Annotated in this window: 13 protein-coding genes; 9 read left to right on the top strand and 4 right to left on the bottom strand. The window is 63.8% G+C overall.

The genetic code is table 11. The annotated features are described in order from the left end of the window. The first annotated feature begins 226 nt into the window (after positions 1–226). From ELY13_RS11375 to ELY13_RS11365, 3 genes are all read left to right on the top strand, one after another. Positions 227–2,236, top strand: coding sequence for a pyrroloquinoline quinone-dependent dehydrogenase (locus ELY13_RS11375; RefSeq protein WP_164549781.1), 2,010 nt, complete (start codon positions 227–229; stop codon positions 2,234–2,236). A gap of 124 nt (positions 2,237–2,360) precedes the next feature. Further along, complete coding sequence (locus ELY13_RS11370) at positions 2,361–3,503, top strand: hypothetical protein (protein WP_126174039.1); 1,143 nt, start codon at positions 2,361–2,363, stop codon at positions 3,501–3,503. 344 nt (positions 3,504–3,847) lie between these two features. Further along, on the top strand, positions 3,848–5,518 hold the full coding sequence (locus ELY13_RS11365; protein WP_126174038.1) for a carboxylesterase/lipase family protein: 1,671 nt from the start codon (positions 3,848–3,850) through the stop codon (positions 5,516–5,518). 79 nt (positions 5,519–5,597) lie between these two features. Here the strand turns inward: ELY13_RS11365 and ELY13_RS11360 are convergent, their stop codons facing one another. Further along, positions 5,598–6,104 (bottom strand): hypothetical protein, encoded by a 507-nt coding sequence (locus ELY13_RS11360; RefSeq protein ID WP_126174037.1) that lies wholly within the window; start codon positions 6,102–6,104, stop codon positions 5,598–5,600. A gap of 10 nt (positions 6,105–6,114) precedes the next feature. Further along, entirely contained in the window at positions 6,115–6,675 is a 561-nt protein-coding gene (locus ELY13_RS11355) for a cation-translocating P-type ATPase (protein ID WP_126174036.1), read from the bottom strand. A gap of 488 nt (positions 6,676–7,163) precedes the next feature. On the opposite strand from ELY13_RS11355, the gene ELY13_RS11350 reads away from it, so the two are divergent. The 5 genes from ELY13_RS11350 to wrbA all read left to right on the top strand — a co-directional run bounded on the left by ELY13_RS11350 (position 7,164) and on the right by wrbA (position 12,659). Next, positions 7,164–9,089 (top strand): outer membrane protein assembly factor BamB family protein, encoded by a 1,926-nt coding sequence (locus tag ELY13_RS11350; RefSeq protein ID WP_164549780.1) that lies wholly within the window; start codon positions 7,164–7,166, stop codon positions 9,087–9,089. Between the two features lie 78 nt (positions 9,090–9,167). Further along, a complete protein-coding gene (locus ELY13_RS11345) occupies positions 9,168–9,995 on the top strand; it encodes a hypothetical protein (protein WP_126174034.1) in 828 nt (275 codons plus the stop codon). 47 nt (positions 9,996–10,042) lie between these two features. Next, the gene (locus tag ELY13_RS11340) at positions 10,043–10,480 is read left to right on the top strand and encodes a DUF6152 family protein (RefSeq protein ID WP_126174033.1); all 438 of its coding nucleotides are present in this window, start codon (positions 10,043–10,045) and stop codon (positions 10,478–10,480) included. A 192-nt stretch (positions 10,481–10,672) separates the two neighbouring features. Continuing rightward, on the top strand, positions 10,673–11,989 hold the full coding sequence (locus ELY13_RS11335) for a spinster family MFS transporter (RefSeq protein ID WP_126174032.1): 1,317 nt from the start codon (positions 10,673–10,675) through the stop codon (positions 11,987–11,989). A gap of 67 nt (positions 11,990–12,056) precedes the next feature. Then, positions 12,057–12,659, top strand: coding sequence for an NAD(P)H:quinone oxidoreductase (gene wrbA / locus ELY13_RS11330; protein ID WP_126174031.1), 603 nt, complete (start codon positions 12,057–12,059; stop codon positions 12,657–12,659). Between the two features lie 30 nt (positions 12,660–12,689). Here the strand turns inward: wrbA and ELY13_RS11325 are convergent, their stop codons facing one another. Both ELY13_RS11325 and ELY13_RS11320 read right to left on the bottom strand, forming a co-directional pair. Beyond that, a complete protein-coding gene (locus tag ELY13_RS11325) occupies positions 12,690–15,698 on the bottom strand; it encodes a TonB-dependent receptor plug domain-containing protein (protein ID WP_126174030.1) in 3,009 nt (1,002 codons plus the stop codon). A gap of 90 nt (positions 15,699–15,788) precedes the next feature. Beyond that, positions 15,789–16,376 carry a GNAT family N-acetyltransferase gene (locus ELY13_RS11320; RefSeq protein WP_126174029.1) on the bottom strand — a complete coding sequence of 196 codons (588 nt, stop codon included), beginning with the start codon at positions 16,374–16,376 and terminating at the stop codon, positions 15,789–15,791. A gap of 162 nt (positions 16,377–16,538) precedes the next feature. Here ELY13_RS11320 and purC point away from each other — a divergent pair, with 162 nt between their 5' ends. Then, a complete protein-coding gene (gene purC, locus ELY13_RS11315) occupies positions 16,539–17,333 on the top strand; it encodes a phosphoribosylaminoimidazolesuccinocarboxamide synthase (protein ID WP_126174028.1) in 795 nt (264 codons plus the stop codon). Positions 17,334–17,405: the final 72 nt, after the last annotated feature.

Genomic DNA, 17,405 nt, shown 5'->3' with positions numbered 1-17,405 from the left:
CAGGCGCAGCGCACAGGAAAGCGGCCGGCTGCCCTCCCCCTGAGATCACCTCATCCCGTGCAAAAGTTCGCTCCGACGCCCACAAAAGCGGATTTTGTCAAATTCAGGCACATTTGCCCCTTGTTGTCGCCGCCCTTTACGGGATAGATTGCCCGCGCTGGCGAGACGGAGTCAACGAATGACCGTCCGCAGCCGGCAGGATCGTGTCCCTGGGGGAGAGTTAGTAGTGAATCAGTCGCCGCAATCCTATTGTGTTTCGCACCGGGCGAAAAGCCGCGGGCGATTCCGGCTTGCCGCGGCGGGCGTTGCGCTGGCCCTTTCCCTTTCCGCCTGTGCCCAGCAGCCAGGCACCCTCGCGTCGGCTTCTGCCGGTGCGGCCGATACCCTGGCGTTCGGCAACTACGACTTCAAGACCTGGGGCAGCTATCTCAGTGGCCCGGATTCCTCGCAGTATTCGTCGCTCGACCAGATCACCAAGGCGAACGTCTCGCAGCTGCAGCTCGCCTGGACCTTTCCGACCGGCGAAGGCCAGCCGCCTCATTTCAACCCGGTCGTCGTGCATGACACGATGTACCTCCTCAACAACAACGCGCTCGTCGCGCTCGATCCTGCCAGCGGCACTGTGCGCTGGCAGCGCAAGTACGAAGGTCGCACCGGACAGCGCGGCCTGAACTACTGGGAAAGCGAGGACGGCATCGACCGGCGGCTGTTCTTCATGATGGACGGCAAGCTGACCGCCGTGTCGGCCGTGACCGGGGAGCCGATCGCCACCTTTGGACAGGCCGGCGGGGTTGACCTGCGCAAGGGCCTGCCCGGCGACATCAGCAAGGTCCGCGCACTGCAGACGGATAACCCCGGCCGGATATTCGAAGACACGATCATCATGTCCCTGCCGGCCGGTGCCTATGACTACGCGTCTGCCCCGGCCAACATTCACGCTTACGACGTACGAACGGGCGCGCTGAAGTGGACGTTCAACACGGTCCCGCAGAAGGGCGAGTTCGGCTACGAAACCTGGCCGGAGACCGATCACGAGCAATTCGGCGGCGTCCACAACTGGTCGGAATCGACGGTCGACCCGGAGACGGGCATCATCTTCATCCCCACCGGTACGGCGCGGTACGACTTTTACGGCGGCAACCGTGCGGGGGACAACCTGTTCTCCAACACGCTGCTCGCGCTCGACGCGCGGACGGGCAAGCGCCTGTGGCACTTCCAGACGATCCACCACGATCTGTGGGACTTCGACATCCCGCAGGCGCCGAAGCTGCTGACGCTTCGCAAGGACGGCAAGATCATCCCGGTCGTGATCCAAGCAACCAAGCAGGGGTACATCTACGTGTTCGATCGCCGGACCGGCGCGCCGATCTGGCCGATCGAGGAACGGCCCGTGCCCGCGTCCGACGTGCCGGGCGAAAAGCCGTCTCCCACGCAGCCGATCCCGACTTGGCCGGAACCGTTCGCCCGCCAGACCTTCACCGAAGCCCAGATCAATCCTTACGTTTCCCCGGAAGATCAGGCGAAGCTGCGCGAGATCCTCAAGACAGCGCGCAACGACGGATTGTTCACCCCGCCAAGCCTGCAAGGCTCGATCTCCATGCCCGGCCACAACGGCGGCGCCAACTGGGGCAGCTCGGCGGTCGATCCTTTTCAGCAGCGGTTCTTCGTCGTTTCCAAGCAGATGCCGACGCTCGACACGCTGGTGCTGGACAAGCGGCCTGAAGCGCTCGCGGCGATGCCCAATGGCGGCGGCGACGTGCAGCCTTACAAGTCGGCGGTCAACTTCATGCTGCAGAGCAACGGCCTTCCGGCGATCAATCCGCCGTGGTCGCTGATCACGGCCTATGACATGAACACCGGCAAGAAGCTGTGGGAACTGCCCAACGGCGAAGTCACTGCACTGGTGGAAAAGGGCATCCGGAACACCGGCAGCACCGCGCCGCGCGGTGGTCCGGTTGCAACCGGCGGCGACTTGCTGTTCGTAGGCACTTCGTCGGATCGCAAGCTCCGCGCCCGTGATCAGGCCACCGGCGAAGTACTGTGGGAGTACGACCTTCCGGCCGCGTCGGAAGGCGTTCCCGCCGTATACGAGGCGAATGGCCGCCAGTACGTCGTTATCGCGGTCGGCGGCGACGGCCTGTTCGCCCCGCAACTCGGCCAGTCGAAGCCGGGGCCCAGCCAGTACATGGCCTTCGCCTTGCCGGAAGGCGCTGCGCTGGAAAGAGGACAACAGTGAGGGACCGCGAAAATCCGGCGGCGCTGCCGCCGGAAACGCAGGACACGGAAACCAGAGCATGGGCGGGCTGCATGTCCGCCACCACATCAGCGGGCCGGCACGTCCGCGCACAGGAGCACACGCAATGAAATCCCGTTCCAATACGCTCAGAACCATCGGCGCCTCGGCGCTTGCGCTCGCCGCAATGTGCGGCACCATCGGTCTGGCCCCCGCCAGCGCACAGGTCAGCCAGGATGTCCAGGCGAGCCAGGAGTTCCCCTACAGCGATCGGCTCGACTACCTCCCGCCGGTTCCGACCAATTTTGAGCCGAAAAAGACCGAGTGGGGCGATCCCGATTTCCGCGGCATGTGGCCGATCGACAGCATCGGCGGTCTGCCGCTGCAGCGGACCGAGGCCCAGGGCAACCGTGTCTGGCTGACGGACGAGGAATTCGCCGACCGCGAAGCTCGCATGGAGCGTTCGCGCGGCGCGGCGCAGGCCGAGACCGAGAACAACAAGCTGGGCCTCGGCAACTGGGTCGAGATGACCGGCGCCGGTCGCCGCACCTCCCTGCTGGTCAGCCCGCTGAACGGCCGCCTGCCGGAGCTAACGCCTGAGGGCAAGCGGCTCCAGGCGGCGGGTCGCTCAAGCTGGGTCGAAGGCCAGAGCTTTGACTGGGTCACCGACTTCGACAGCTGGGATCGCTGCATCAGCCGCGGTTTTCCCGCCTCGATGCTGCCGTTCCGCTACAACAACGGCATCCGCATCTGGCAGGCGCCCGGCTATTTCGTGCTCGACCTTGAGATGATCCACGATTCCCGGATCATTCCGATCGGCGACAAAGTGGCGCCGCTGCCCGACCAGGTTAAGAAGTGGATGGGCTCCAGCCGCGGCCACTGGGAAGGCAACACCTTCGTCATCGAAACGACCAACATCGTCGCCGGCGACAGTGCGAGCGACGACTACCTGAAGCGCGCTGCCTCCCCGCTCAACATGGCGACGATCGGCGCCCCGCCGAACAACACGATCCCGATGAGCGAGCAAGCCAAGGTGGTGGAGCGGCTGACCATGGTCGACGAGGACACGATCACCTACGAGATGACCTATTCCGATCCCGTGTACTGGACCGCGCCGTGGACCGTCCGCGCCGACTGGGAGCGTAATTCGGAATACGAGTTCTTCGAGTACGCCTGCAACGAAGGCAACGTGCAGCTGCGCAACTACGTCAACTCCTCGCGCGCCATGCGGGCGCAGGGTACCGAGGCGCAGCCGGCAGGCAGCGAGTAACCTCCTGTTTCATCGGATCGCGCGTGAACCCGCGCGATCCGGTAGAAGCGCAACAGGACGTGAAGGGGCAGTTCGGCACAAGACCGCGCGAACCGGGTCAACCTGACCGTAGGGGAATGCCAGCGAACGCGCGGTGGCCGGATAGAGGGAGCAGAGGATGAGATCGGGTCCCGGACTTCGGGCTGTCTGTATCTCCGCGCGTGCGCCTGCCGCACTGGCGACAAACCGGCCGAAGCTTCCTTCAATCGCCACTTGTACACAACGCGGGGCTCGCAGCGCATGCTGCGGGCCCCTTTCTTTCAGATGACCGCCGTTGCGGTCCGAAAGCGGGACACAGACGAACGATGAAACTCAAAACTCGCGCCCTTTGCGCTGCCCTTACCGCAACCCTGATCGCCACGGGCGCCTGCACGCCGCAGACGATCGCGAGCGCTCCCAACCCAGCATCTCTGCTGGACAACCCCGTCCGCACCGACAAGGGGCTGGTCTCCGGCGTTCCGGGAGCAGTCGACGGAGTGACCGTGTTCAAGGGCATTCCCTTCGCCGCGCCGCCTGTCGGCAACTTGCGGTGGAAGATGCCGCAGCCTGCCAGCGCCTGGCAGGGCGTTCGCCCGGGCGACACGTTCGGCAACGTCTGTATCCAGCCGCCTGGCGAAGGCCGGGTCAATCCGGCCACCGACTTCCCGGATTCTCCGTCGATGTCGGAGGATTGCCTCTATCTCAACGTCTGGACTCCGGCAGACAGCGGAAGCGAGAAGTTGCCGGTGATGGTCTGGCTCTATGGCGGGGCCTACAACGAAGGGGCCGGATCCTCGCCCTTCAGCTATGGCGACAACCTAGCCGCGAAGGATGTGGTCCTTGTCACCTTCAACTACCGGGTCGGCTCCCTTGGTTTCCTGTCGCATCCGGAGCTTAACGCAGAGTCGCCGCACAACGCCTCGGGCAACCAGGCCCTCGGCGATGCAGTCGCCGCGCTGCAGTGGGTGAAGAACAACATTGCTGCATTCGGCGGCGATCCGAACAACGTGACCATCTTCGGGGAATCCGCCGGGGCGGCGATGGATGCCGGACTGGTTGGGTCGCCTGTCGCCGACGGTTTGTTTGAGCGGGCCATTTCCGAAAGCGGCGGCTGGATGGGCCTTGGTATCGCCAAGATGGTCGCGCGCGAAGATGCCGAGAAGCGCACCCTTGAAGCTGCGCAGAAGATCGGCGCCACGTCTCTGGCTGAATTGCGTGCGCTTCCGGCGAAGGAAGTGTTCAACCAGATCCGCGGCCAAGGTATGATCGTCGACGGGTGGATCATCCCTGAGGACTTGTCCAAGACCTTCGCCGAAGGGCGGCAGAACAAGGTGGACGTCCTGGTTGGCTCAAATGCCGAAGAAGGTTCCTTCACCGCCGCCTTCGGTCCGCCGATGACGCTGGAAAACTGGACCAAGACGGCTGCGCAACGCTGGGGCGACCTGGCGGAACTCGGTCTGGCTGCTTATCCGGCGAACGATGATGCCGCTGCCAAACTGGTGGCGATGGAGCCGTTCTCCGACACGCTTGCCTGGCACATGCGCCTGTTCGCAGAAAGCCAGGCCCGGGTCGGACAGGATGCGTGGCTCTACTGGTTCAAGCACCGGCCGCCGTACGATCCCGGCGCACCCGATCTTGGCGCGGCGCACACGGCCGAAATCCCGTACGTGTTCGACAACCTCGCGGCCCCGCGCACCTTCCCCGGGCAGAGCTCGGTCAAGCTGATGGCCGGCAATCCACGGGAAGAGGCTCTGGCCGATCTCGTCTCTTCGTACTGGGTCAACTTCGCCCGGACCGGCAACCCGAACGGCGCGGGCTTGCCCGAATGGCCGCGGGTCGATGCTCTGGGGCCGACGGAGGTGATGGTCCTCGATGCCGATGGAAGGTCCGGCCGGGGCGAGTGGATCAGCCAGCCGCGGATCGATCTGTACAAGCGGATGTACCAGCGCGATGTGGCGGGACCGCTTTCGCTGGCGGGTCCCGGCGGGGCCAAGTAGCTTCCCCTTTCTCGAGACAAAAGAAAGGCCCCGTTCCGCGAAGGAACGGGGCCTTTTCGTTGGCACTGTCGTGCGCGTATCAGACGTAGAACATGCCCAGCGTGAAGCCGATCGCACGGCCGAAGAACACCACCAGAACCCAGAAGATCAGCGAGAGCAGTCCTGCAATCTTCCCGCCCAGCGGGACTGCGGTTTCGGAATCCCAGGTAGATACCGTCCGCCAGGTAAACACATGGAAAATAGCCATATTGAGCCCGGCCAAGACCAGCAGGATCATCTTGATCTGAAAATAGGGATTGATGACGTACGTGGTCGATTTGCTGACGAACAGCAGCCCGCCGGTGATCGCCGCGCCCACGAAGCCGACCCAGGTCCAGGGCAACGTGTCGCGCGACATTTCCGTGACCGCGGTCTGGTTGGACGCCAGGCCCAGCAACCGCAGGTCCATGATGGCCACTGTGCCGACAACCGTGACCAGAAAGATCACGTGCAGGGTTTCCAGCGTTGGAAACGCCCAGGAGTTGGTGGCGACGAATTCGCCGACGGCAGAGGTTTCAAGGCTCCGCCAGAGTGATTCGAGAATCATGATTTCCCCCTTAAACCGGCGCGTAAGCGATGAAGCGGCCGCAATAGATCACGAAGCACCACAGGATGAGCAAGGCGATCGCCCCGCCCTTCACCGCAGAGCTTGCAACCCAGGGCGAAGGCGCCGCAGCAGCGCTGCGGATCGTGCGCGTCTGAAACCAGATGCTGAGCACGATCAGCACGACGATGGCCACCATCTTGATCCAGAACCACGGATTGATCAGCTCGCGCACGGGTTCGCCGATGATCATGAGGATGCCGCTGATGGCCAGGAACAGAAGTCCCCACCAGGCCCATGGCAGGTATCGCCTGCTGTTCTGCGCAATGGTGCGCGATCCGCCGGCGATGCCGAAGATGCGCAGGCTGAACATGAACGTCGCGCTGAACGCTGCCGCGATTGAAAGAATGTGGATCGTCTGGAAGATCGGGATCGACCAGAAGTTAGTAACGATCCAGAAGCTGAGCGACGTGTCTGAAATCGAGAGCGCAAACTCCGTCAGCCATGTACCGCGCAACCACTCGGTAAAATTGTACAGCAAGTCGGATAGCGACATCGCAAGTGATCCCTTCATTTTGGGCGCTGCGCCTTGGCGCGCCCTCCCCGTTTCTTAGCGTTCGTGTTCGCTTCGAACCCCGCTACTCCTCCCGCTTTGAGCAGCCAAGTGGCGGTTCCGTCTCGAAGCGGATCAAACGCTCAAATTCTTTGTTCCCCAAGTCCAACAGTCAAAAGTCCGCGCCGGCAGAGCGGCCCTGCCCCTGCGCTCCACGGGCGCGCGAACAGACGAGTCGCACGCGCCGGACAACGCAGCCGGTAGCCGGCGCGAACGGCGGAACAGTGCCGGTCTGAAGCCGAACAGCCTCCCCCGCAGCGTCCTGTCCCACGAGCCGCGCCTTGCGCAGGCAACTAAACATTGCCAAAACTACGGCCCCTGTCTAGGACAGAATCAATCTGTGTCTAGGACAGAATCAACAAGAGGCTTACCCGCGGTGCGGCGGGCCTTGAGAAAACGGGTGGGGATAGAGGATGCGGGCAGCTGCACGGCTTGGATTTCCGGCAATCATGGCTATCGCCGTGGGGGCCTGCGCCAGCACGCAGACTGCGCCTCTCGGAGTGCTGCCTGAAGCTTCGGTACCGGCGCTCGCTGCGGCCGCCGTCCTGCCGGAAGGCGACTGGCGGACTATCAATCGCGACCTTGCGGCCACTCGCTATTCTCCGCTGAACGAGATCAACCGTGCCAATGTCGCGGGCTTGCAGCAGGTCTGGGCCTACCCGATGAGGGGGTACAACACCGCGGTTCCACTGGTGATCGACGGCGTGATGTACTTCCCTGCCGGGAACCGCGTGATCGCTTTGGACGCGGCAAGTGGCCAGGAAATCTGGACGTTCGAGCAGCCGCGCGATGCGGACAATCCGCGCAACACCATCTCGGGCCGCGGCGTCGGATACTGGCCGGGCGACGCGCAGCACGCGCCGCGCATCGTGGTGATGATCGGGTCGGGCCTGCTCCAGCTTGACGCCGCCACCGGGCAGCCGGTGCAGGCGTTCGGCGAAGGCGGGTACATTGACGTGGGCGTACCCTACGGCGGAACCCCGACGATCTACGACAACGTGGCAATCATTGGCGCGGCGACGATGGAAAACCCGATCGGCCCACCGGGCAATCCGCGCGCGTTCGATCTCCTTACCGGCGCGAAGCTGTGGGAATTCCAGACAGTCCCGCAGGAAGGCCAGCCCTACAACGAAACATGGGGCAATGGGTGGAAAGGCCGGTCGGGGGCCAACATGTGGGCCTTCATGGCTCCGGTGGATACCCAGCGCGGGATCGCCTATCTTCCGATCAGCAGTGCTGCCCCCAACTACTGGCGCGGCGATGCGCCGGGTTCGAACCTGTTCAGCAACTCGCTGGTCGCGGTCGATGCCAAGACGGGCAAGTACTTGTGGCACTTCCAGACCGTGCACCACGATTTGTGGGATGCGGACATGCCCAGCGCCGGATCGCTGATCAACGTGACGATCGATGGCGAAACGAAGCCGATCATCGCCCACGTCGGCAAGACCAGCTACTTCTTCGAACTGAACCGCGTCACTGGGGAACCGGTGCTGCCGGTGGAGGAGCGTCCTGTCCCCCGAGGTGACGTCCCGGGTGAATACTACCATCCGACGCAGCCCTTCCCGGTCAAGACGCCGCCGCTCAGCCGCGTGTCGATGACGAAGGCGGATATGGTGACTGCCCAGGATACCACGGCCGAGCATGCCGCCGCCTGCCAGGCGATGTGGGACAAAGCGGGTGGGTTCTACAACGTCGGCCCGTTCACGCCCTTCCTGTTTCAGGAGCGGGGCGCTCCGCCTCGTTCCACGATCCAGTTGCCAGGCGGCATCGGCGGCGTGAACTGGGGCGGCCCGGCCGCCGATCCGACCACGGGCATGGTCTATGTCAACGCGCACGACACGTCGCTTGTCGGCTGGGTCGAAAAGGTTGAGCCCGGCGTCCAGTACAGCTTCGATGCGACGGAAACGGCCGAGTACGACCGGGCGAGCGTCGACGGAAAGGGACCGTTCTTCTCCTTCTCCGCGCCGATCAGCGGGAAGTACGATGAAAAGGCTCGCCCGGTCGGACCGACGGCTCCATGCTACAAGGGCCCCTGGGCGCGCCTTACCGCAGTCGATGCCAATACGGGCGAGATCAAGTGGGCCGTGCCGCTCGGGCTGGTGGAAGGCTTGCCGGAAGACCGCCAGCTTCAGGGGGACACCGGCAGCGCCGGGCCGACCGTGACAGCGGGTGGCCTCGTGTTCGTGGGCGCGACCAACGACAAGCGGTTCCGCGCCTTTGACGCGACCACGGGCAAACAGCTGTGGGAAGCCCGGCTGGACAACAGCGCCAACGCCAACCCGATGAGCTATCGGGCGCGCAGCGGAAAACAGTATGTCGCCATCAATGCCGGCGGCACCATGATAGCCTATGCGCTTCCTGGACAGGGAAGCTAACGAGGAGGGATGCGGGGAATGAACAGGTTTTTGACAGCTGCCGCGGGTGTGGCTTTTCTTTTGACGGGCACTTCAGCCATGGCGCAGCAGGCGGGGAATGCTCCGGCTGCCACGCAACAACCGCAGCGGCCGGATCGCATTGCCGGCCGCCCGAACATCAACGGGATCTGGCAGGTAATGAACACTGCCAACTACGATCTTGAGCCGCATTCCGCGCAGACGGCACCTTCGCCGGGTGCGGAACGCGAAATGGGCGCGATTGCAGCGATCCCGGCCGGGCGAGGTGTCGTGGAAGGCGGTCTCATCCCCTACCTTCCCGAAGCACGGGAGCGGCGCGAAGAAAACCGTACCCGGGCACCGCAGTACGATCCCGAAGCGGCTTGCTACCTGCCTGGTATTCCCCGGGCCACTTACATGGATTATCCTTTCCAGATCATCCAGGGCGGCAACGACGACATTCTGATGGCCTATGAATATCACGGTGCGAACCGTGCCATTCAGATGGGAGACATCGGGATTCCGGCAATAGATACCTGGATGGGTACTTCGTACGGTACCTGGGAAGGAGACACTCTGGTGGTCACCACCTTGTCGCAGAGTCCCGGAGACATGATCGCCCCTGGTGGCGGCACTTACCCGGGCGTGACTTGGCTGGACCGCACGGGCAACTACCTGACCAACACGGCTACGGTGGTTGAACGGTTCACCCCGATCGGCAACGCCCACATGCAGTACGAAGCAACGATCAGCGATCCGTCGGTGTATTCAAGGCCCTGGAAGATGTCGATGGTTCTCTATCGGCACATCGAACCGAACGCGGAACTGATGGAATTCAACTGCGTACCGTTCGCCGACATGCTGCTCTACGGAGATCTTCTGGACAGCCGGCCTACACCACAACAATGAATGCGGAATACCGCATCGTTACAAGAACTGCACAAGGAGTAACTACCATGCGTATGAAAACCTGGCGTACTGCCGTGATCGGCGCCGTTCTGGCGACAACGGGCGCGGGTGCGGCTTACGCCCACCACTCGTTCGCCGCCGAATTCGATCGCAACAAGCAGGTCCTGATCGAAGGCAAGGTCGTGAAGTTCGAATGGGTAAATCCCCATTCCTGGATTCACATCGACCGCGTGAACCCGCGCACCGGCAAGCACGAGATCTGGCGCGTTGAAGGCGGTGCACCGAGCGCGCTGCTCCGCCGTGGCTGGAACCGGAACTCGCTGCCGCCGGGCACCGACATCGCTGTGCAGGCCTTCGCCGCACGCGACGGCGATACCCGCGCCAGCGCCGCTGAGATCAGCTTCCCGAACGGCCAGAAGCTCTCGCTCGGCAATCCAACGACCGAAGCGGTCGCCGCAGCGGCTGCGCGCGCAAAGCGGCAGTAAGAACTTCATCCCGGCAGGCCAGCCTGCCGGGATGACAAGCTTAAAAGGCCGCTTTCGAGCGGCCTTTTTTGTGCCCGGCACATGGACGGATAACGGGGCCGCAGCATCTGGACCGGCGGATTCTGGTCCACACGATTTACCCTTGCCCTCCCTTCGCCTCCCGGCATTCTCCTGACAGGGAGAAAAACAGGAATGCACGAGAGAGCGCAGGTTTCGGGCGCGCGCAGCTGGTGGGCGGTTGCCGTCTTCACCGTCGCGCTAATGTTCAATTATCTCGACCGGCAGATATTGACCCTGCTGGTGACTCCAATCAAGGCGGATCTTGGAGTCAGCGACACCCAGATCAGCCTGCTGGTCGGCTTCGCCTTCGTCGTGTTCTACGTGCTGGCGGGCATTCCAATTGCGCGGCTGGTGGACCGGGGCCCGCGCAAATGGATCGTGGGTTTTGGAATCGCGCTCTGGAGCCTGATGACCGCAGCCTGCGGGTTGGCGCAGAATTTCACTCAGCTCGTGATGGCCCGGATGGCGGTCGGCATCGGAGAAAGCTGCAACGCGCCCGCGACGTATTCGATGACATCGGACTTGTTTCCGCGGGACAAACTTGCCCAGCCAATCTCGGTTATCGGCATCGGGACGGTAGCGGGGAGCGGCGTCGCGCTGCTGGTGGGCGGGTGGTTGATCGGCTGGCTGACGGAAATTGGCCCGCAGACGTTTCCCCTTCTGGGCACCCTGCGCCCCTGGCAGATGACTTTCCTGATCGTGGGCCTCCCGGGCGTGCTGTGGGCCCTGGTGCTGGTCGCCACCGTGCCGGAACCGCCGCGACGCGAAGCTCCCGGCGCGAAGACGCCCAGCTTCCTTGACGTGATCGCCTTTCTCTGGGGCCTTCGCGCCACCTACGTCCCGATGTTCATCGCCAACGGGGTGAAGGCGATGCTGAGCTTCGGCATCACCGTCTGGTCACCCGCGTTCTTCGAACGGGAGTTTGGCTACGCCCCGGGCGAACCAGGACCGACGCTGGGCATCATCTCCCTGATCGTCTCCCCGATCGGGCTGGTGCTGGGCGGGTGGCTGGCGACCCGGATGGCGCGCAAGGGGATCAAGGACGCGAACATGCGGATCGTCTTCCTGGTCACGATTCCGCTGATCCCGATTGCGGTAGTTTACCCGCTCCTACCCAAGGCCTGGATGGCTTTCACGTTCGTAGGCCTGGCCCTGTTCCTCGGCTCGCTCGGCTCGGGCCCGGCAAACGCAGCGATCCAGTCAGTTACGCCGGGCCGCATGCGTGGGACGACCACCGCGATCTACATCGCGATCTACAACGTGCTCGGCTACGGGCTTGGGCCGCTCGTCGTCGCCTTGTTCAGCGACAACATCTATGGGCCGCAGCAGCTGGGGCTGGCGATGGCCACGTCCTTCATCATTCTAGGCCCACTGGGCCTGCTGTTCGCGTGGCTGGCGCTGAAGCCCTACCATCACGCCGTCGAGGCGGCCGAAGCCAGGGGAGAGTGAACGCGCAGGCAAGGAACTGCCGCGCCTCCGGAGGCTTGTGAAAGAAACCCCAGCGGAAAGGACACCCATGGCTCGCATCCTCGTGCTCTACTATTCCTCCTATGGCCATATTGCAGCAATGGCCGAAGCCGTCGCTGAAGGGGTACGCGAAGCGGGGCACGATTGCGAAATCCGGCATGTTCCTGAAACCGCTCCGAAGGAAGTCGCCGAAGCAGCGGGCTTCCGCAAAATGGAAGGGCACCGGCAAATCGACGGGCCGGAAGAACTGGCCGACTTTGACGGAATCGTTGTCGGCGCCCCGACCCGCTTCGGCCGGATGCCGAGCCAGATGGCTGCTTTCTGGGACCGCGCCGGCGGCTTGTGGGCCAGCGGCAAGCTGATCGGAAAGGTTGGCGCAGCCTTCACCTCCACCGCTGCGCAGCACGGCGGGCAGGAGACGACCTTGTTCTCCATCCTCACGAACCTGCTGCACATGGGCATGACCATCGTCGGGCTGGACTACGGCTATGGCGAGCAGAACGGCGTGGATGAGGTCAAGGGCGGCGCGCCTTATGGCGCGACTACCATCGCCGGCGGCGACGGATCGAGAATGCCGAGCGAAGCCGATCTCGGCGGTGCGCGGTACCTGGGGCGCCGGGTGGCGGAAACCGCGGCGCGTCTGGCCGGCTGACCGCCGCGCCATCCATCCCCTGCGCCAGCTTCAGAAGGCCTGGCTCACCCCCACTTTCGCCGTAAAGCCAAGTGGGCTGGCTGTCAGCGGGTCGTAGTTCTGGTCCAGCCGCGCGAACGGCGGATCGGTGTCGAACAGGTTGGTCAGGGCAACCGACAGGATCGTGCGGGTCGGCAGCGACCAGCGCCAGCTTGCGTCAAGCGTAGTGAAGCTGCCGACCTGCTTTCCACCGGTTACCGCGGCGCAGGCGAGCACCGCGCAGTTCGGCCCGAACACGTCCGCGCCGCGCTGATCCGTAGTGCCGTCGATGTAGTTCACCTGCAGGCGCAGGGCGTGCGGTCCGAACAGGCCCTGCACCCATCCGTAACCCTTCCACTGCGGCAGTGGGTAAGCAGTCGTCTGGTAATTCAGCTTGCCGACCGCATCGAAGGCGGGCTGGACCATGATCCCTTCCACCACCACGTCCCCGACTTCGTATTCGATCACGTAGGTGCCGGAAACGCCCGTCTGCACAACTGCTGCGCCAAGATCCGCTTCGTAGCTAGCCTGGAAATCGAGCCCGCTGGTCCGGACATCCGCTGAATTGAAGGTATAGCTCCGCAACCGCTGGACGTTGGATGCGCCGCAGATCCCGCCAGAAAACGTGAAGCGCGTCTGCAGGCCGGCGTAGGCCGGGTCGCCGCAATTGGCCGACCCGGTCGCGCCAAACAGGGCGGCTACGATGCCGTTGACTGGCTCGTTCTCGATCCCGCCGGAAAAGTCGTAGCGCCACCAGTCAAGGCTCGCCCGGAATCGTCCCCGGTCGATCAGCAGCCCGGCATTGTACGTCGTTGCGCTTTCGGGATCGAGGTCCCGATTGCCGAGCGTGTCCACCGCACGGAAGGCCCCGCCGATGAAGGTCAGGATGACGAGATCGCTCAGCGTGCTTTGCGGCGGCGGCCCCCGAAATGTCGTGCCAACCCCGCCACGGACGGAAAGCCAGTCGGTCAGTTCAGCACTGATCCGCGCCTGCGGATCAAAGGTGGAGCCGACCCCGGCACCGTAATCCTCATACCTTGCCGCGATCTGCGCGGTGATTCGATCGGTGATCGGCAGCTGCGCTTCTGCGAACACCGCCCAGACGTCGCTCGCCACGTCGACGTTCCGATTGGAACCCAGAAAGCCGACCGGCCCAACTTCGGGATTGCAGGTGGCGGCCGGGTTCAGCACCGATCCGGGACAGGGATAGACATCGAGATTGTTGGTCGCGCCGTACTCGCGAACATACCTGTCGTCGCGATACTGCCCGCCAAGCGCAAAGCGCACCGCGCCGCCCGGAAGCTGCACCCCGCTTTCGCCTGAAAGGACGAGGTTGCCGACCCACTGCCGGATATTCGCCCGGCGCTGGATGATGGTGAAGAAATCGTCAACCGTAGAGGCATCGTTGATCAGACCGGCACCGGGGGCAAGACCGAAGCCGAAGGGGTTGCTCGCGCCCGCATACTCAGGGTTAGCCTGGCCGGTAACAACGTTGGCTTGCGTCGCCGTGGAGAACGGGTTGAAGAATTGGCAGCCATCGGTGCCCGCCAGCGCGGCAAGCTGGGCCTGAGTCAGCCCCGCACGCGACTGGGGGGTGGCGTAAGCGCAGTTCTCTCCCCCAAACCCGGCGAGCGCGTTCTGGAAAAGATCGACGAAATTGTCACCGCCTTCGAAGTAGCGGTCGTACTCAGAAAAGGTCACACCGCCGGTCAGGGTCAGCGCCGGGGCAAGATCGTAGGCCAGTTCGCCCGTGACCTGATAAAGGTCAGAATTGCGCGGCAGCTTGGCCGCCATGCGGCTGTTGTCGAACAGCGGATTTCCGCCCAGCAGCAACGGGCGGAACCGAACCGGGTAAGCAAGCGCGGAGGATTGCGGGTTGCCGGCCGCATCCGCATCGCAGCCCGCCGCCGCACCGTAGCGCCGGCAATAGTCGATCAGCGCCGGGGCGTAGCTCGGGATCACGAACAGTCCGCTCCCGCCAAACGCCGCATTTCCCGATGGGGCTATGGTCGGTAAATAGCTCGGGCTGGTTGTAAGCACCGTATCCGTGTGCCCGTAAAGTCCGGTCAGCCGCAGGCCAAGGCGATCGCTGAGCGGGAGTTCGATATCTGCAAACAGCTGAAACCGATCCTCCGGCTCAACGATGTTGCTGAAGGCCAGGTAGTTCGTGTTGCACAAGTCCGCGGTCGATCCGGGGAGCGAACGGAAGCCGCCCAACGCCTCACACCCTTCATCCGCATCGAAGCGAATTCCGCCTGTCGAGCCGTTGAAGTCAAAGTTGCCCGGGCTGCCGCCGCCGGAAAAGCCGCCTTGCGGGTTCACGCCATAAGGCTGCAGCGCCCAGTCGCGGTCGGTCACCGCCAGTTCGCTGCGATGCTGGTATCCACCCGCAACGAACACCCGCGCCGGGCCGAGATCCCCGCCCCAGCTCAGGGCGCCCGTCCAGTCTCCGTCCGAACCCCGGACGTACCGGTAATCGCCCGATGCCAGAAAGCCGTCCTGGTCGGTGCGGGTGATGAAGTTCACCACCCCGGCGATCGCGTCGGAACCATAGGTCGCGGCTGCACCGTCCTTCAGGATCTCGATCCGGTCGATCGCGCCCCACGGGATCAGGTTGATGTCCACTGTCGGCACGTTGCCCCCGCCCGTCGCGGCCAGGCGATTGCCGTTCAGCAGCACCAGTGTGCGTTGGGGGCCCAACCCGCGCAAGTTGATCGAGGCCGTGCCTTCGTTGAACTGGCTGCGAGTGTCGAATTGCGCCGCATCGCCCAGAACCCCGGCCGAGCCGGGCAGAAGCTTGATCAGGTCCACCGCTGTCGGAGAGCCTTGCAGCGCCAGGTCTTCGGCGGTGATCACCTCAACCGGCGCGGGCGCCTGCTCCACTGCGCCGCGGATCAGCGTGCCGGTGACGACGATCTGCCCTTCGTCCGCCACTGCGGCCTGCGCCGCTGCCGGCGCGCTCAACAGCATGGCCGCGAGCGCCGCAGGCGCGGCCCCGGCGCGATACAGGTGTGCCTTCATTGGAGTCCCATCCGTTTTGCCGGCCGTTTGAGAGCAAGCGGCGGAAGCGTCAATCGCTGAGCAACTACAAGCCCGGTTTGCGGGGCGCGGTCACAGCGTCCGCATCCAGCACTGCATCGGCTTGGCGCATTCCGCGGCGTCCCCGTGCTCCTTCCACGAAAGGTGGGTGACGAGGCCCGAGACCTTCCCATAACCTCGCTTGCGCCAGAACTCATCCAGCGGACGGTACGCAAGTGGGCGGGCAGGATGATCCGGGCCGCGCACCACGGCTGCAAAACAGGCGTGGGTCGCCCCGGCGGCGCGCGCTGCCGCCTCCCGACGATCGAAGAAGGCATGGCCGATCCCCCTTCCGCGATAATCCGGCAGGAGTACGCTTTCTCCGAAATAGAACAGCCTGGCGGTGTCGAGCCCGCGCGCCTCGAAGGGTGCGCGGAATTCCGCCTTCTGCCCCGCCATCGGCGAAGCGGTGGCGATCCCGACCAGCCGCTGTCCGTCAAAGGCGCCGATCAGCACGCTGCCAGGCTCGCCCGCAAAGTCACGCAGGTAAGATTCCTCGTAGTCGGTATCGCCATCATAGAGATACGGGAATTCGGCGAAGACGGCGATGCGCAAGGCGGCGACCTCGCTCAGCAGCGGCGCGATCTCCTTGCCGGAAAGGGTGCAGGTTTCGATAGCCATGACGCTGCGCGCTATCACAGGCGCAGGGCGGTGCAATTGCCTTCATGGCGCTTTCATTCTATAGCTCCATGAAACGCCCCGGCCCCGTGCGTTGCCGCTTCTTTTCAGGAAGGCGGATGCACCGCCGGGGCGCTGCGTTTGAAGCTCGAGCAGGAACCGCTTATGTCCCGTCGCCGCCAGATCTACGAAGGCAAGGCCAAGATCCTTTATGAAGGGCCCGAGCCGGGCACGATCATCCAGTACTTCAAGGACGATGCGACGGCCTTCAACGCCCAGAAGAAGGGCACGATCAACGGCAAGGGGGTGATCAACAACCGCATCTCCGAGCACGTGTTCACCCGTCTTTCGCATATCGGCATTCCGACGCACTTCATTCGCCGGCTGAACATGCGCGAACAGCTGGTCCGCCAGGTGGAGATCATCCCGATCGAGGTCGTGGTCCGCAACGTCGCCGCCGGATCGCTGTCCAAGCGCCTGGGGATCGAGGAAGGGGAGCCGCTGCCCCACACCCTGATCGAATACTACTTCAAGGACGATGCCCTTGGCGATCCGCTGATCGCCGAAGAGCATATCGCCTGCTTCGGCTGGGCGAACAACGAAGAGATGCAGGACATCTCCTCGATGGCGATCCGCATCAACGACTTCATGTGCGGGATGTTCGCCGCGATCGATATCCGGCTGATCGACTTCAAGCTGGAGTTCGGCCGCTTGTGGGACGGCGATTACAGCCGCGTGATCCTGGCGGACGAGATCAGCCCTGACGGCTGCCGTCTGTGGGACATGAAGACGAACGAAAAACTGGACAAGGACCGCTTCCGCCGCGACCTTGGCGGAGAGGAAGAAGCGTACCAGGAAGTCGCGCGCCGGCTTGGTCTCTTGCAGAACGACGACAATGCCGGCGAAGTGTTCGACATTGCCCATCACCGCTCCCGGCTCCGGAACAAGCCGAAAAAGTAGACGGCAGTAATTGCGGCTCAGAACAGGCAATCCGGGGCAAGACATTGCCTGTTAAGCCCCGGTGAGCCAGAA

The sequence above is a fragment of the Altericroceibacterium xinjiangense genome (genome assembly GCF_003958635.1).
Taxonomy (GTDB): Bacteria; Pseudomonadota; Alphaproteobacteria; order Sphingomonadales; family Sphingomonadaceae; genus Altericroceibacterium_A; species Altericroceibacterium_A xinjiangense.
The sequence above is the reverse complement of the archived record's forward strand: the minus strand, read 5'-3'. Positions and strand labels throughout refer to the sequence as shown.

What these genes read in the sequence shown, in the direction of transcription:
- ELY13_RS11370 (WP_126174039.1), top strand. Translation starts at nt 2,361, where the DNA reads ATGAAATCCCGTTCCAATACGCTCAGAACCATCGGCGCCTCGGCGCTT.
- ELY13_RS11365 (WP_126174038.1), top strand. Translation starts at nt 3,848, where the DNA reads ATGAAACTCAAAACTCGCGCCCTTTGCGCTGCCCTTACCGCAACCCTG.
- ELY13_RS11360 (WP_126174037.1), bottom strand. Translation starts at nt 6,104, where the DNA reads ATGATTCTCGAATCACTCTGGCGGAGCCTTGAAACCTCTGCCGTCGGC.
- ELY13_RS11355 (WP_126174036.1), bottom strand. Translation starts at nt 6,675, where the DNA reads ATGAAGGGATCACTTGCGATGTCGCTATCCGACTTGCTGTACAATTTT.
- ELY13_RS11350 (WP_164549780.1), top strand. Translation starts at nt 7,164, where the DNA reads ATGGCTATCGCCGTGGGGGCCTGCGCCAGCACGCAGACTGCGCCTCTC.
- ELY13_RS11345 (WP_126174034.1), top strand. Translation starts at nt 9,168, where the DNA reads ATGGCGCAGCAGGCGGGGAATGCTCCGGCTGCCACGCAACAACCGCAG.
- ELY13_RS11340 (WP_126174033.1), top strand. Translation starts at nt 10,043, where the DNA reads ATGCGTATGAAAACCTGGCGTACTGCCGTGATCGGCGCCGTTCTGGCG.
- ELY13_RS11335 (WP_126174032.1), top strand. Translation starts at nt 10,673, where the DNA reads ATGCACGAGAGAGCGCAGGTTTCGGGCGCGCGCAGCTGGTGGGCGGTT.
- wrbA (WP_126174031.1), top strand. Translation starts at nt 12,057, where the DNA reads ATGGCTCGCATCCTCGTGCTCTACTATTCCTCCTATGGCCATATTGCA.
- ELY13_RS11325 (WP_126174030.1), bottom strand. Translation starts at nt 15,698, where the DNA reads ATGAAGGCACACCTGTATCGCGCCGGGGCCGCGCCTGCGGCGCTCGCG.
- ELY13_RS11320 (WP_126174029.1), bottom strand. Translation starts at nt 16,376, where the DNA reads ATGGCTATCGAAACCTGCACCCTTTCCGGCAAGGAGATCGCGCCGCTG.
- purC (WP_126174028.1), top strand. Translation starts at nt 16,539, where the DNA reads ATGTCCCGTCGCCGCCAGATCTACGAAGGCAAGGCCAAGATCCTTTAT.